14 protein-coding genes are annotated in these 14,582 nt (G+C 73.9%); 10 read left to right on the top strand and 4 right to left on the bottom strand.

Annotation, left to right across the window (positions count from 1 at the left end):
- Positions 1–32: 32 nt before the first annotated feature.
- The 4 genes from AB0I29_RS11360 to AB0I29_RS11345 all read left to right on the top strand — a co-directional run bounded on the left by AB0I29_RS11360 (position 33) and on the right by AB0I29_RS11345 (position 4,337).
- Positions 33–1,265, top strand: a complete 1,233-nt coding sequence (locus AB0I29_RS11360; RefSeq protein WP_357481587.1) for an acyl-CoA dehydrogenase family protein — start codon at positions 33–35, stop codon at positions 1,263–1,265.
- 86 nt (positions 1,266–1,351) lie between these two features.
- Positions 1,352–2,776 carry a histidine kinase gene (locus AB0I29_RS11355; RefSeq protein WP_357481585.1) on the top strand — a complete coding sequence of 475 codons (1,425 nt, stop codon included), beginning with the start codon at positions 1,352–1,354 and terminating at the stop codon, positions 2,774–2,776.
- Positions 2,764–3,423, top strand: a complete 660-nt coding sequence (locus AB0I29_RS11350; RefSeq protein WP_357481583.1) for a response regulator transcription factor — start codon at positions 2,764–2,766, stop codon at positions 3,421–3,423. Before AB0I29_RS11355 ends, AB0I29_RS11350 begins: the two co-directional genes overlap by 13 nt.
- On the top strand, positions 3,423–4,337 hold the full coding sequence (locus AB0I29_RS11345; RefSeq protein WP_357481581.1) for a hypothetical protein: 915 nt from the start codon (positions 3,423–3,425) through the stop codon (positions 4,335–4,337). Before AB0I29_RS11350 ends, AB0I29_RS11345 begins: the two co-directional genes overlap by 1 nt.
- A gap of 30 nt (positions 4,338–4,367) precedes the next feature.
- On the opposite strand, the gene AB0I29_RS11340 is transcribed toward AB0I29_RS11345, so the two are convergent.
- The gene (locus AB0I29_RS11340) at positions 4,368–5,597 is read right to left on the bottom strand and encodes an Nramp family divalent metal transporter (RefSeq protein WP_285107884.1); all 1,230 of its coding nucleotides are present in this window, start codon (positions 5,595–5,597) and stop codon (positions 4,368–4,370) included.
- 101 nt (positions 5,598–5,698) lie between these two features.
- On the opposite strand from AB0I29_RS11340, the gene AB0I29_RS11335 reads away from it, so the two are divergent.
- The 4 genes from AB0I29_RS11335 to AB0I29_RS11320 all read left to right on the top strand — a co-directional run bounded on the left by AB0I29_RS11335 (position 5,699) and on the right by AB0I29_RS11320 (position 10,438).
- Entirely contained in the window at positions 5,699–7,015 is a 1,317-nt protein-coding gene (locus tag AB0I29_RS11335; protein ID WP_357481579.1) for a hypothetical protein, read from the top strand.
- 160 nt (positions 7,016–7,175) lie between these two features.
- Positions 7,176–8,321, top strand: coding sequence for a glycosyltransferase family 1 protein (locus AB0I29_RS11330; protein WP_285107880.1), 1,146 nt, complete (start codon positions 7,176–7,178; stop codon positions 8,319–8,321).
- A gap of 1 nt (position 8,322) precedes the next feature.
- Positions 8,323–9,528, top strand: a complete 1,206-nt coding sequence (locus AB0I29_RS11325; protein WP_357481577.1) for a glycosyltransferase — start codon at positions 8,323–8,325, stop codon at positions 9,526–9,528.
- 1 nt (position 9,529) lies between these two features.
- Positions 9,530–10,438, top strand: coding sequence for an SGNH/GDSL hydrolase family protein (locus tag AB0I29_RS11320; protein WP_357481575.1), 909 nt, complete (start codon positions 9,530–9,532; stop codon positions 10,436–10,438).
- On the opposite strand, the gene AB0I29_RS11315 is transcribed toward AB0I29_RS11320, so the two are convergent.
- Both AB0I29_RS11315 and AB0I29_RS11310 read right to left on the bottom strand, forming a co-directional pair.
- Positions 10,383–11,315, bottom strand: coding sequence for an NAD(P)-binding domain-containing protein (locus tag AB0I29_RS11315; RefSeq protein WP_357481573.1), 933 nt, complete (start codon positions 11,313–11,315; stop codon positions 10,383–10,385). The two genes, AB0I29_RS11320 and AB0I29_RS11315, sit on opposite strands and share 56 nt — an antisense overlap.
- Positions 11,312–12,202 (bottom strand): NAD(P)-binding domain-containing protein, encoded by an 891-nt coding sequence (locus tag AB0I29_RS11310; protein WP_357481571.1) that lies wholly within the window; start codon positions 12,200–12,202, stop codon positions 11,312–11,314. The genes AB0I29_RS11315 and AB0I29_RS11310 overlap by 4 nt, the downstream gene beginning before the upstream one ends.
- Positions 12,203–12,327: 125 nt before the next feature.
- Between AB0I29_RS11310 and AB0I29_RS11305 the strand changes: the two genes are divergently transcribed.
- Positions 12,328–12,708: a helix-turn-helix domain-containing protein gene (locus tag AB0I29_RS11305; RefSeq protein WP_357481569.1), complete on the top strand. Its 381-nt coding sequence runs from the start codon at positions 12,328–12,330 to the stop codon at positions 12,706–12,708.
- Here the strand turns inward: AB0I29_RS11305 and AB0I29_RS11300 are convergent.
- Positions 12,705–13,559: a helix-turn-helix transcriptional regulator gene (locus AB0I29_RS11300; protein ID WP_357481567.1), complete on the bottom strand. Its 855-nt coding sequence runs from the start codon at positions 13,557–13,559 to the stop codon at positions 12,705–12,707. The two genes, AB0I29_RS11305 and AB0I29_RS11300, sit on opposite strands and share 4 nt — an antisense overlap.
- Positions 13,560–13,662: 103 nt before the next feature.
- Between AB0I29_RS11300 and AB0I29_RS11295 the strand changes: the two genes are divergently transcribed.
- A complete protein-coding gene (locus AB0I29_RS11295) occupies positions 13,663–14,580 on the top strand; it encodes an oxidoreductase (protein WP_357481565.1) in 918 nt (305 codons plus the stop codon).
- Positions 14,581–14,582: the final 2 nt, after the last annotated feature.

Genomic DNA, 14,582 nt, shown 5'->3' with positions numbered 1-14,582 from the left:
CTGAGATCCGGTACCGGCGCACCATGGGAGGCATGACTCAGACCCCCGGGGTGACGGCGCCCGCCTACGACGTCTCGCAACCGCTCGACATCGACTTCGCCGGCGTGTTCGCCGACATCACGGAGGAGGAGCGGGCCCAGCAGCTCGCCGTCCGTCAGTTCGTGCAGGACGAGGTGCTCCCCGTCATCGACGGCTACTGGGAGCGGTACGAGGTACCGATGGACCTGGTCAAGCGCATGGCCGAGCTGGACTTCCTGCGCGACGGCGTGGACGTGCCCGGCTTCCCGAAGATCTCCAAGATGGCCGAGGGTCTGTCCGCGATGGAGATGTCGCGCGGCGACGGCTCCGTGACCACCATCTGCGGCGTGCAGGGCGGCCTCGCGCTGCGCTCGATCGTGATGCTCGGCTCCGACGAGCAGATCCAGAAGTACGCCGGCCCGATGGCCCGCGGCGAGATCCTGGGCGCCTTCGCGCTCACGGAGCCCACGCACGGCTCGGACTCCGTGGGTCTGGAGACCTCCGCCGTGCAGGAGACGCGTGACGGCGTCGAGGGGTACGTCATCAACGGCGAGAAGAAGTGGATCGGCTTCGGCTCGATCGGCGACATCTCGGTGGTGTGGGCCAGACACGTGGGGGACGGCGGCGACAACGCAGTCCACGGCTACATCGTGCCGCAGGACACCCCGGGCTACGAGGCCACGACCATCCAGGGCAAGCTCTCCCTGCGCGCCATCCACCAGGCGCACATCGTGCTGAACGACGTGTTCGTGCCGGCCGACAGCCTGCTGCCCAAGTCCCGGTCCTTCAAGGACACCGGCCGCGTGCTGTTCGCCACGCGGCTCGGCGTGGCCTGGGGCGCCGTGGGGCAGGCCATCGCCTGCTACGAGACGGCCGTGGCCTACTCCAAGCAGCGCGTGCAGTTCGGCCGGCCGCTCGCGGCGAGCCAGATGGTGCAGGAGCGCCTGACGAAGATGCTGTCGATCCTCACCCAGATGCAGCTCCTCGTGAAGCAGATGACACGGCTCGACGAGGCCGAGCAGCTCACCGGCCCGCAGGCCTCGCTCGCGAAGTACACCTGCACGCGCGGCGCCCGCGAGATCGCGTCGATCGCCCGCGACCTGCTCGGCGGCAACGGCATCCTGCTGGAGAACCGCGTGGCCCGGCACTTCGCCGACATCGAGGCCCTGCACACCTACGAGGGCACCGAGAGCATGCAGGCCCTCATCATCGGCCGCGAGATCACGGGCACCAGCGCCTTCGCCTGAGCGCTCCGTAGGTAGGGAAAACCCCACCCGCACCCGGTGGGGTCACTCAATGTGCCGGGGGCGCCGGTCCGCCTAGTGTCGTGTCCATGACCAGCGATGACGGCCCGACGCCGGCGCCCCCGCCCCGCACCCTCGCGGACCAGGTGGCCCCCGCGCTCGTCTCGGGCCCGGCGTTCTTCCGCGCCCCGTACGACGCCGCCACCGGACGCGCCTTCGCCGCCCTCGCGGTCGGCTGGATCTGGCACCTCACGGGTGGCCTGATCCTGTGGATCCTCGTGGTGGTCTCGGCCGGGATCGTCCCGGCGCTCGGCATCGGGCTCCCGCTCCTCGCGATCTCCCTGGTCGCGGCGCGCTGGTTCGGCGCGGCCGAGCGCGCCCGCATCGCCGCCCAGACCGGGGTCGCCATCCCCGCCCCACTGCCCCTGGGCAGCGCACCGCGCGGCTTCTGGTCGAGGCTGTGGGCGCCGATCCGCGACGGCCGCGCCTGGGCAGCCACGCTCTATGCGTTCCTCGCGATGCTCCTGACCTCCGTGTTCTTCGCGGTCTCCACCGGCCTGGCTGCGGGAGCGGCCGCCGCGGTGGCCTTCGTGGCACTGGGCCGGGGCAGCTCCCTCGCCGAATGGTCCGGCGACCGGGTGGCGGTTTCGATCGCACTGTCCTGGCCGGCCACCGTGGTCGGCGCGCTCGTCGGGGCCGTCGTGCTCGGGTGGGCGGCCGCCGCCCTCGCGCAGTACGGGTCGTACCTCATGGTGCGCCTCGCGACGGTCCTGCTCGGCCCGTCCGCGACCGAGGTGGCCCATGCCCGCGCCGCCGCCGCCGAGCGGGAGACGCGCCTGGCCGAGGCCGCCGCGCACACCGCCCGCGAGCGCGCCGTGGTGCTCACCGAGTCGCGCACCGCGGCGGTGTCCGCCGCCGACACCGAGCGTCGCCGCATCGAACGCGACCTGCACGACGGCGCCCAGCAGCGCCTGGTCGCCCTCGGCGTCGAGCTCGGCGTCGCGCGCCGGCTGGCCGACAAGGACCCCGAGCACGCCGTCGCCGCCCTGGAGCTCGCGCACCGCGAGATCAAGGAGACCCTCGCCGAGCTGCGCGACCTGGTGCGCGGCATCCACCCCGCCGTCCTCTCGGACCGCGGGCTCGACGCGGCACTGTCCGCGCTCGCGGGCCGCAGCCCGGTCCCGGTGCGCGTCGAGGTGACGGGCGACCTCTCGCCCGCCAGCGCTGCCGCACAGGCCGCCGCGTACTTCGTGGTCGCGGAGGCCCTGACCAACGTGGCCAAGCACGCCGCGGCGGACATGGTCCTGGTGCACGCGAGCCTCGTGCCGGACGACCACCCGGCGCGCCTGCGCGTCGCGGTGTCCGACGACGGCCGCGGCGGCGCCGAGCTGTCGCCCGGCAGCGGCCTCGCCGGCCTGCGCGGCCGGGTCGCGGCCCTGGACGGCACCTTCGAGCTCGACAGCCCGCCCGGCGCGGGAACCCGCCTGACCGTGGAGGTCCCGTGCGCATCGTGATCGCGGAGGACTCAGTGCTCCTCCTGGACGGCCTCACCCGCCTGCTCGTGGCGGAGGGCCACGAGGTGACCGGGTACGGCACGGCGGACCGTCTCGTCCTCGCGCTGTCGACGCCGGGGGCTCCGCTGCCCGACCTGCTCGTCACCGACGTCCGCATGCCGCCGTCGCACACCGACGAGGGACTGCGCGCCGCCGTGCACCTGCGCAGCCTGCACCCGGACCTGCCCGTGCTCGTGCTGTCGCAGTACGTGGAGCAGAGCTACGCGAGCGAGCTGTTCGCCCGCGGCGCGCGCGGCCTGGGCTACGTGCTCAAGGACCGCGTGGCCGACGTCGACGAGTTCCTCGACGCCGTCGCCCGGGTGTCCGGAGGCGGCACCGTCGTTGACCCCGAGGTGGTCACGCAGATCATCGCCCGCCATCCCGGCTCCGACCTCGACGTCCTGACCCGCCGCGAGCGCGAGGTGCTCGCGCTCATGGCCGAGGGACGTTCCAACGCCGCCATCGCGGACCGCCTCGTCGTGGGGCTGGCCGCCGTGGAGAAGCACGTCACCAACATCCTGACCAAGCTCGGCCTCCCGCCGGCCGCCGACGACCACCGCCGGGTGCTCGCCGTGCTGCGCTGGCTCGACCAGAACGGAGCACGCTGATGACCCAGCCTCCCCCGGACGACTACGTGCAGGACGCCGGATACCCGCCGGTGCCGCCCCAGCGCGGGGCGACCGCCCGCGTGCTGACCACGCTCGGCGTGGTGCTCGGAGTCGTCGTCGTCGGCTTCGGGGCGCTGTTCCTCGTGGACCTGATGGTGTCCGAGACCACCACGACCCGGCACACGTACGCGGCCGCGGAGACCGTCGAGCTGGTCGCCGACGGCGACGTCACGGTCAACGCGGCCGACGGCGACGTCGTGGTGGACGCCGTCGCCCACAGCGGCGTGCGGGAGCCGCGGTACGCGGCGGACGAGTCCGCGAACCGGCTGGAGATCACGCACCGCTGCGGGTCGTCCGTCATCTTCTCCCGCTGCTCCGGCGAGCTCGACGTGACGCTGCCCGCCGGCACCGAGGTGGTGGTGCGCACCGAGAACGGCGACGTCGTCGCGAGCGGCGTGGCCGGCGACGTGTCCGTGCACACGAGCAACGGGCGGGTCGAGGCCACCGACATCGCCGGCCCGCTGTCGGCCCGCTCCAGCAACGGCGACATCACGGTCGCGAACGCGGGCGCCGACGTGGAGGTCTCCACCTCCAACGGCGAGATCTCCGTGGGCGACGTGGACGGCACGGTCACCGGCGACACCAGCAACGGCCGGATCACCGTCGACTCGGTGACGGGCGACGCCTCGGCGACGACCAGCAACGGGTCGGTGGAGATCTCGGCCGTGGCCGGGAACGTCTACGCCGAGACCAGCAACGGCCGGATCACGGTGCACGGCGACGGCGAGCCGGTGGCCCTGACGATGCGGACGTCGAACGGCGACGAGATCGTCGAGGGCCCGGTCGACCCGGATGCCGCCCGCACCGTCGAGATGCGCAGCTCGAACGGGGACGTCGCCTACCTCGACGAGTAGGCGACGTCACCGCCCCGCCCCGCGCGACGTTCAACCGGTGAACGTGAGCCAGAGCAGGGTGACGTTCAGCGCCACGATCACGCCCGCGACCACCCAGGCCAGCACCTGGGTGGTCACGGCGTTCCGGTGCTCGCCCAGCAGCTCGCGGTCCCGGGTGAGCCGCACGAGCGGGATCATCGCGAACGGGATGCCGAAGCTCAGCACCACCTGGCTCACGACCAGCAGCCACGTGGGCGAGATCCCGGTCATGAGCAGCACGATCGCGGGCAGCAGCGTGACCAGCCGGCGGGTCAGCAGCGACACGCGGATCCGCAGCAGGCCGGACATGATCTCCGCCCCCGCGTAGGCCCCGACGGACGTGGACGCCAGCCCCGAGGCCAGCAGCCCGACCGCGAACAGCACGCCCACGACCGGCCCGAGGGTGCCGGCGATGGCGGCGTGCGCGCCCTCGATGGTGTCGGTCCCCTCCCGGCCCGCGAGGTTCGCGGCGGCGAGCAGCAGCATCGCGATGTTCACGCTCCCGGCCAGGATCAGGGCCAGCACCACGTCGACGCGCGTGGCGCGCAGGATGCGCGGCACCGACGTGGATGGTGCGTGCAGGTGGTCGCGGGCCAGCGAGGAGTGCAGGTAGATCGCGTGCGGCATCACCGTGGCGCCGAGCATGGAGGCGGCCAGGAGCACGGAGTCGGCGCCCTGGAGGCGGGGCACGAGGCCGGCCAGCATGGCGGCCGGGTCGGGCGGGGAGAAGAACAGGCCGGCGCAGAAGCCGACCGTGAGCACGGCGAGCATCGAGGTGACGACGCCCTCGAAGGCCCGCTGGCCACGCCGCTGCTGCACCGCCAGCACGAGCAGGGACACCACCCCGGTGATGACGCCGCCCAGCACGAGCGGCACGCCGAACAGCAGGTTCAGCGCGATGGCGCCGCCGATCACCTCGGCGAGGTCGGTCGCCGCGGCGACGACCTCCGCCTGCGCCCAGTACGCCAGCCGCGCCGGGCGGGGCAGCCGCTCCCCCAGCACCTCGGGCAGCGACCGGCCCGTGACCACGCCGAGCTTGGCCGACAGGTACTGCACCAGCACAGCCATCGCGTTGGCCGCCACGAGCACCCAGACGAGCAGGTACCCGAACCGCGCGCCCGCGGTGAGGTTCGCGGCCACGTTGCCGGGATCCACGTAGGCGATGGCCGCCACGAAGGCGGGTCCGAGCAGGACGAAGAGGCGGGCGCGGCCGGTACGTGGCTGCGCGGCGGTGCGAGTCATCTGGGCTCCAGAAAGTTCGGGTACCCGAACTCTAACTCGCGAATGTCCGAACTTGTACCCGTACCGGCCGATCGCCGACGCGGCCCTCGATCAGTGCAAGGATGTGGCCCGTGCCGAGCCCGTCAGACCTGTCGACATCGCCCAAGGCCGTGGGCCAGGACATCCTGCGGTCCGCCATCCGCGTGCTCTCGTCCTGGCCGGCCCTGTGGGTCGCGTTCGCCCTCACCCACGCCTGGATCATCTTTCAGGCCTGGGTCTTCGGGGGGCAGATCCTCGGCGACGTGAACCTGTACGAGTGGTGGGTCCGCAACGGCATGAACACCGGGTCGTGGCCCGTGTTCACCTACGCCTGGGTCTACCCGCTCGGCGCCCTGGGACCGATGACGATCCCCGCGCTGTTCACCGACACCACGCCCGCGTACGACTGGGTGTGGATGGGCATGGTCACCGCCGCCAACGCCGGGGCCGTCGCCCTGCTCGGCCGGGCGAAGCCCCACGGGCGCGCCGCCGTCTGGTTCTGGCTGTTCTTCCTCGTCATGCTCGGACCCATCTGGATCGGCCGGCTCGACGGCCTGCTGGCGCCGATCATCCTCGTCGCCCTGCTGATCGCGGCGCGGCGGCCGGCCCTCGCGATGGCCCTGGCCACCGTGGGCGCGTGGATCAAGATCGCCCCGGGTGCGGTGGCCCTGGCGCTGGCCGCCACGGCGTCGGACGCCAAGGCCTTCCTGAGGAACGTGGTGCTGCCGGGCGCGGCGGTGTCCGCCGTCGTCATCGGCATCGCCTTCGCGGGCGGCGGGCAGGACAACGTGCTGGACGTGTTCGGCGAGCAGGGCGACCGGCAGCTGCAGGTCGAGGCCGTCGCCGCCACGCCGTTCACGGTGGCCCGGCTCTGGGACTCCTCGATCCAGGTCGAGTACGACGACGTCATCTTCACCTACGAGGTGCTCGGCGACGGCGCCGACGCCGTCGCGCAGGCGCTCGACGTGGCCCTCCCGGTCGCCGCGCTCCTGATCGCGGCGCTGATCTGGTGGGCCGCCCGGCGCCGGCCGGAGCGCGTCGGCGACATCCTGCTGGTCGGCGCGGCCGCCGAGCTGCTCGCGCTGATCGTCTTCAACAAGGTAGGCTCGCCGCAGTTCATCGCGTGGATCGGTCCGCCCGTCGCGGCGGCGATCGCCCTCGGCAGCCGCAGCCAGGGCACGCGGCGCACGTGGTTCGTGCCCGCGGTCGGCACCCTGGTCGTGGCCCGGCTGACCATGGAGATCTACCCGCTCCGGTACGGCGAGTTCCTGGGCGGCTGGCCGCTGGCGACGAGCGTCGGCGCGCTGCGCAACGCGCTGCTGGTGGCCCTGCTCGTCGGCGCGATCATCCGGCTGTCCCAGCTCGCCTTTGCCCGCAAGGTGCCGACCAGAACGAGTTGAGGGTCACTTCAGGGGTGTTCCCCATGCCAGGGGCCTGGTGGCTCCGCTACGGTCAGGATTGTGACATCGTGTGTAGCGGTTACCGTCTCGACGCCACCCGTTCCCCGACTCGCCGCACGGAGGACTTCGTCCGGACATCGACGACCGGCAGGTTCGTAGCGTGCGAGTAGCCATCGTTGCGGAGAGCTTCCTCCCGCAGGTGAACGGAGTCACCAACTCCGTCCTGCGGGTCCTTGAGCACCTTCACGAGCGTGGGGACCAGGCCATGGTCCTCGCGCCCGACGCCGACGCGTCGATCGGCCACGTCCCGCCCTTCGTGAGCGGTGCCCCCGTGGTCGAGCTCGGCTCCATCGGCTTTCCCGGGTATCCGGACGTGCGCCTGGTCGTGGGCAAGAAGTGGCGCACCGAGCGCACGCTGGCCACGTTCGCGCCCGACGTCGTCCACCTGGCCTCCCCCTTCATCCTCGGCTGGCGCGGCATCCTCGCCGCCGAGCGGCTGGGCCTGCCGAGCGTCGCCGTCTACCAGACCGAGGTGCCCGGTTACGCGGCGCGGTACGGGCTGGGCCATTTCGAGCCGTTGCTCTGGAAGCGGGTCAAGGACATCCACGAGCGCGCGACGATGACGCTCGCGCCGTCGACCGCGACCATGCGCCAGCTCGAGAACCACGGCATCCCCAACCTGCGCCTGTGGGGCCGCGGCGTGGACACGCGCGCGTTCCACCCGCAGTTCCGGGACGAGGCCTGGCGCCGCCGGGTCGGTGCCGGGCACGAGATCCTGGTGGGCTACGTGGGCCGCCTGGCCGCCGAGAAGCAGGTCGAGGCGCTGCGCGTGGTGCAGGACCTGCCGAACGTGCGCCTCGTGATCGTCGGCGACGGGCCCGAGCGGGACGAGCTGCGGCAGGTCCTGCCCGCCGCCCACTTCACCGGCCTGCTGCGCGGGGCCGAGCTGTCCCGGGCGATGGCGAGCCTCGACGTGTTCGTGCACCCGGGCGAGCTGGAGACCTTCGGCCAGACGCTGCAGGAGGCGCACGCCAGCGGCGTCCCCGTCGTCGCGCCCGCCGCGGGCGGCCCGCTGGACATCGTCCGGCACTCCCACGACGGCTGGCTGTACCCTCCAGGTGACCACGAGGCGCTCCGCGCCCGCGTCGTCGACCTGGTGGGCGACGAGCGCAAGCGGCGGGCCTTCGGGACCGCGGCGCGCGAGCGCGCCGAGGGCCGCACGTGGCACGACATCTGCTCCGAGCTCATGGGGCACTACGACGACGCGATCCGGGTGCACGCGAGAGCCGGCTCAGCGGAGGTATAACTTGCGAATCGTCCACGTCGCGAACTTCTACAGCCCTCGTTCCGGGGGCATCCGAACTGCGATGCACGCCATGGCCGGGCAGTACCTCTCCCGGGGGCACGAACCCGTGCTCGTCGTGCCGGACAGGCGGGACGGAGTGACGCACGTGGACGGGGTGCGGGTGGTCAGCCTGGCGGCGCCGCGCGTGCCGTTCAGCGGCGGGTACCGCGCGGTGGTGCGGCCCGGCAAGATGCGGGGGCTGCTGGAGACGCTGGCGCCCGACCGCCTCGAGGTGAGCGACCGCACCACCCTCGCCGGCCTGGGCGACTGGGCGCGCGAGGCCGGCATCCCGTCGCTGATGATGCTGCACGAGCGGGTCGACGGCGTGCTGCGGTCCTGGCTCCCCGGCGGCGCCGAGGGCGGCTACGCGGCCGAGTTCGGCGCGGCGGCGACGCCCGCGCTCGCCGACCGGTACAACCTCGCCACGCTCACCCGGTTCGACCGGCTCGTGGCCACCACCCACTTCGCCGCGGGCGAGGTGGAGCGCCTGGCCGAGCGTGTGCGGGGCACCACGCTGCCGCCGCTGTACCGGGTGCCGCTCGGTGTCGACCTGGAACGGTTCCGGCCCGACCGGTACTCGGCCGAGGCCCGCGCCGAGTACGCGCCGCCCGGCACCGCGCTCATCGTGCTCGCGAGCCGCCAGTCCACGGAGAAGCGGCCCGACCTCGCGATCGACGCCGCCGCCCAGCTCGTGCGTGACGGGCGCCCCGTGCGGCTCGTCGTCGCCGGCTCCGGACCGCTGCTGCCCAAGATGCGGCGCCGCGCCGAGGCCGCCGGGCTCCCGCACCGGTTCCTCTCGTTCATCCCCGACCGCGACCGCCTCGCAACCCTGCTGACCTGCGCCGACGCGGTCATCGCCCCCGGGCCGATCGAGACGTTCGGCCTCGCCGCGCTGGAGGCTCTGGCCTCCGGGACGCCCGTGGTCTGCAGCTCGTCGAGCGCGCTCCCCGAGGTGGTCGGCACCGCCGGGGCCGCTGCCCCGCCGGAGGCGTCGGCACTCGCCCTCGCCCTGCACGAGGTGCTGGACCGCGACGTGGAGGTGCGGCGCAAGGAGGCCCGGGCCCGCGCCGAGCTCTTCCCGTGGAGCGCCACCGGCGACGCGATGCTCGACCTGCACTCGCGCAAGGCCTTCGACCTGGCGGACGTCGGCATCGGAGGGCGACGGTGAGATGACGGCGCCGGCGGGACGCGAGAGCTGCTTCCGACTGGTCGCCCTCGGTGACTCGATCACCGCGGGCGTGGGCGACACCGTCGGCCCGGACGCCGCTCACGGCCCCGGCTGGGCCGCGCACCTCGCCGCCGTGCTCGGCGTGGCGGAGTTCTCGAACCTCGCCACCAACGGCGCCCGCTCCCGCGACGTCGCGGACACCCAGCTCGACGCCGCGCTCGCGCTCCGCCCCGGGCTCGCCACCGTGCTGGTGGGCGGGAACGACGTGCTGCGCAGCGACTTCGACGCCCGGTTCACGCTCGCCGACCTGCACCGCTGCGTCGGCGAGCTGCGCCGCGCCGGGACCGACGTCGTGCTCGTGCGGCTCCCCGTGATCGGTCTCTTCGAGCTCACGCCCCGGCTGGTCCGGCGCGTGATGCGGCGCCGGGTCGCGGCGATCAACGCGGCGGTCGACGAGGTCGCCGCGGCGGCCACGGCGGAGGGCCCGGACGTCGCCGGCACGAACGCGGCCCGGGGACGCGTCGTCGTGATCGACGCCGCGGAGGCGATCGCCCCGGCCGGTGCCAAGGCCTGGCACGTCGACCGGGTGCACCCGTCGCCCGCCGGGCACCGGCGGCTGGCGCTCGGCGTCGCGACCGCGCTGGCGGACGTCGACCCGGCGTACGCGGCGGCCGCCCGCGCCGCGCGGCTCCCAGGGGCGCCCGACCCGCCGTCGGCGCGCCAGCGACTGGTCTGGCTCCTGCGCGCCGGGCTGCCGTGGTGCGTGCGGCGGGGACGTGACTTCCTCCCGGGCCTGCTCCGCTCCGTGGTGCACGACCTGCGCTCGGAGCGGGCGTTCGAGCCCGGGAGCATGGTCACGAGCCTCGCCGACTCGGGTCTGGACCCCCGCCGGAGGATCGGCCGGGGCTGACCGGCCGCATCGCGTCGATGATCCGGGTCCAGTTGTCGCCGCCGTGGCCGTGCTCGCGGGCCCACGTGTAGTACGCGCGGACAGCGGCGGGCAGCCCGGTGTCGACCCCCGCGGCCTCGCTCGCTGCCACGATGTGGTCGGCGGTCGCGCCCATCATCGTCACGGTGCTCAGGTGGCCCGGGTGCTCGCCGGCCTCGAGCTGCGCGGCCGGGTTCTCGCCCGCCTCCAGCATCTCGGCGGTACCGGACAGGGTCCGCAGAAGCTCCGGCAGTGCCACCGTCGGCGGCACGCCCGCGGTCTCCAGCAGCGCCGTGGCGTGCATCAGCGCCGCGAGCGACGTGAGGAACACGTCGAGGTTGGCCTGGTACATGAGCTGCGCCAGCCCGGGGTCCGCCCCGAGGTAGCGCGGCGCGCCGATCGTGCCCAGCGCCGCCCGGTGGGTCTCCAGCAGCTCGGCCGGGCCGCTGTAGTAGACATACGCCGCCGCCGTGCCCACCATCGGCGCGGGCGTCATCACGCCGCCGGTCAGGAAGCGCGCGCCGTGCTCCGCCGCCCAGGCGGCGCCCTCGCGGGACCGGTCGGGCGAGTCCGAGCTGAGGTTCACGAGCGTGCGGCCCGCGAGCGCCGCCGGCGCCGTTGTCGTCGGCCCGAGGATGTCGTACATGGCCTGGTAGTCGGTGAGGCTGAGGATCACCAGGTCGCTCGCGGCCACGGCCTCGGCGGGTGTGGCCGCGAGCCGCGCCCCGGCCGCGACGACGTCGGCGGCACGGCCCGGCGTCCGGTTCCAGACGGTGACGGGATGGCCCGCGGCGAGCAGCGACCGGACCATGGCCTGGCCCATCGGGCCCAGGCCGATCAGGGTGACGGGGGCGCTCATCGCACGGCCTCCGCCCGGCCTGCCCGGAGGCTCTCGTAGAGCCGGGCGAAGCCCTCGGCGCCGTGGCCGGCCGCGATCTGGCGGCTGATGAGCTCCTGGACCGCGGCGACGGGTGCGGGGTCGACGCCCTGCTCCTCGCTGGCGCGCACGATGTGGCTGAGGTCGGAGAAGTCCAGGCTCTGCTGACCCGGGACGGTGTAGTCGCCGCCGTCGACCACCGCGGCGTCGTGGGCGAAGCCGGCCGTCATCGCGCTGAGGAACGGCGTGGCTCGGGCCGCGAACTCGGTGGCGGACACCCCGACGGAGCCGACCATCGCGGCCCCGTGCAGGAACCCCGCGAACATCGTGTACATGCCCGAGAGCATGGCGAGGTCGTACAGGGAGGCCAGGCCGCTGTCGGCGCCGTCGTACGTGCTGGTGGCCCAGCGGTCGAGCACGGGCCGCGCGGCCTCGAACACCTTTGCGGAGCCGCTGTACAGGATCGATGCCTCGGCGGTGCCGATCATCGGCGGCGTGGCCATGATCGCGCCGTCGAGGTGGTCGACACCGTGCCGCTCCGCCCAGGCGGCGAGCTCGCGGGCCTCGTTCGGGGTGGTGGTCGTGAGGTTGACCAGCGCGCTCCCCCGCATCGTGCCAATGACGGGGTCGAGCGTCTCGTGCACGGACCCGTGGTCGAGCAGGCAGACGACGACCAGCCGGTGGGCGGTCACGGCGTCGGCGATGTCCGACGGCGCCGTGGCCCCGCGGGCGACCAGGTCAGCGGCGCGGGCGGGGGTGCGGTTCCAGACGGCGGTGGGATGGCCGGCGTCGAGCAGCGCGGCGGCCAGGGCGCTGCCCATCGCGCCCAGTCCGAGCACCGTGACGCCGGTGCTTCCGGGGGTGGTCATTCGGGTGATCTCCTCAGGTCGTGGGGACCTGACCATGCTCACCGGGCGACGTACCATCGCGGAAGTACCCACTATTTACTGGGGTACTTACCTCTTGGTACGTACCCCAACCCGAGGAGCGCACGATGGCGAAGGCACCCCGCAACGGCCCCTACATCTGCGGCATCGACGCCGCGCTCGACGTGGTGAGCGGCAAGTGGAAGGGCCTGATCCTCTGGGAGCTCGACGAGCACGGCGTGCGCCGGTTCGCCGAGCTGCGGCGCGGGCTCCCCGGGGTGAGCGAGAAGATGCTGACCCAGCACCTGCGCGAGATGGAGGCGGACGGCCTGGTGCACCGGCGGGTGCACGCCGAGGTGCCGCCGCGCGTCGAGTACACGCTGACGGAGCACGGCCGCACGCTCAACGCCGCGCTCGCGCCGCTCGGGGCCTGGGGCGTGGACCGGCTCAGGCGGGAGCGGTCGGAGCTGGTCGAGCACCGCGACGCGGCGGCGCTCCCCCGGCCCTAGCCGGCGTCCAGGTCGCTGAGCGAGCCGAGCAGACGGAGCTGGTCGTCGCCGGCGCCGGGCTGCGGGGTGAACACGATCATGACCGGGCCCGGGCTGCCGGGCAGCGGGTACGCGTCCCACTCCATCGCGATGTCGCCGACCCGCGGGTGGTGGATCAGCTTGGCGCCGTGCACGCTCTCGCGCACGTCGTGCCGTGCCCACAGGCGGCGGAACTCCGCGCTGCGGATGCTGAGCTCGCCCACGAGGGCCACGGCGCGCGGGTGGTCCGGGTCGGCCGCGACGGCGGTGCGCAGCATCCCGATGTAGTCGAGGGCGGTCGTCTCCCAGTCCGCGCAGTGCAGCCGCATCCCTTCCTCGTCGAACAGGGCGGTCAGGAAGTTGCGGCGTTCGGGCGGGTAGGCCTCCGGGTCGCCGAGCAGTGCGGCGGCGAGGTCGTTCCACGCGAGCAGGTCGAGGTGGCGGCCCAGCACGACGGCGGGCACCCCCATGTGCGCCAGCAGGCGCGCGGTGCTCGCGGGCACCGCCTCGGGCCGACGCCGGACGGGCGGCGCCGCGGGCTGCCGGGTCGCCCGCGCGAGCATGAGCATGTGCCGCCGCTCGATCTCGTCGAGCTCCAGCGCGTCGGCGAGCGAGTCGAGCACGGCGTCCGACGGACGCACGTTCCGGCCCTGCTCCAGGCGCTGGTAGTAGTCGGTGCTCAGTCCCGCGAGCATCGCGACCTCCTCGCGGCGCAGGCCGTCGACCTTGCGTCGGGGACCGGGCTCCAGGCCCAGGTCCTCGGGCGTGGTGCGCTGCCGGCGGGCACGGAGGAAGTCGCCGAGCTCGCGCGCGTAGGTCTGGTCCGCCGTCATGCCCACCAGTGTGCGCCTGCAGGACGGAGGCAAGGTGGTCCTGGCAGACCGAGGGAGGCGAGGACGCGTGAGGCCCGGCCCGAGCGGCCTAGCGTCACCGGCCATGACCTGGAACACAGCAGACATCCCTGACCAGACCGGCCGGCTCGCCGTGGTGACCGGGGCCAACTCCGGCCTGGGGCTCGTCACCGCGACCGAGCTCGCCCGGCACGGCGCCGACGTCGTCCTCGCCGTCCGGAACGTCGCCGCGGGCGACGACGCCGCGCGCGCCATCGCCGCGGCCGTACCGGGCGCCAAGCTCCGGGTACGGGCGCTCGATCTCGCCGCGCTCGCGTCGGTGCGGACGTTCGCCGACCGCCTCGCCGAGGAGACCGGGCAGGTCGACCTGCTCGTCAACAACGCCGGGCTCGTGCTGCTGGGCCCGCGGCAGACCACGTCCGACGGCTTCGAGCTGCACCTCGGCACCAACATGCTGGGCCACTTCGCGCTCACCGGCCTGCTGCTCCCGCTGCTCGGCCGCGGGGACGCACCGCGCGTCGTCTCGCTCAGCTCGATCACCCACAAGACCGCGCACCTGGACTTCGACGACCTCATGGTCGAGCGCGGCTACCGCGCCTCCCCGGCCTACGGGGCGTCGAAGCTCGCGAACACCGTGTTCGGCATCGAGCTGGACCGGCGCCTGCGCGCCGCGGGCTCACCGGTGCTCAGCACGCTCGCCCATCCCGGGCTCTCCGGCACGAACCTCACGCCGCGCGCCTGGGAGGACCGGGGCCGGGCCGGCCGGTGGGCGGCGCGGCTCGGCCTGCTCGTGACCCAGTCCGTCGAGGCCGGCGCGCTCCCCCAGCTCCACGCCGCGACGGCGACCGGGGTGCGCGGCGGGCAGTTCTTCGGCCCTGCGGGGTTCCGCGAGGTCCGCGGGCGTGTCACGGAGGTGCGGGCCTCCGCCGAGGCGACCGATCCCGCCGTCGGGCGGCGGCTGTGGACGACCGCGGAGGAGCTGACCGGGATGGCGTACCTCTAGGC

The organism is Promicromonospora sp. NPDC050262 (genome assembly GCF_040655935.1).
Classification (GTDB): domain Bacteria; phylum Actinomycetota; class Actinomycetes; order Actinomycetales; family Cellulomonadaceae; genus Promicromonospora.
The sequence above is the reverse complement of the archived record's forward strand: the minus strand, read 5'-3'. Positions and strand labels throughout refer to the sequence as shown.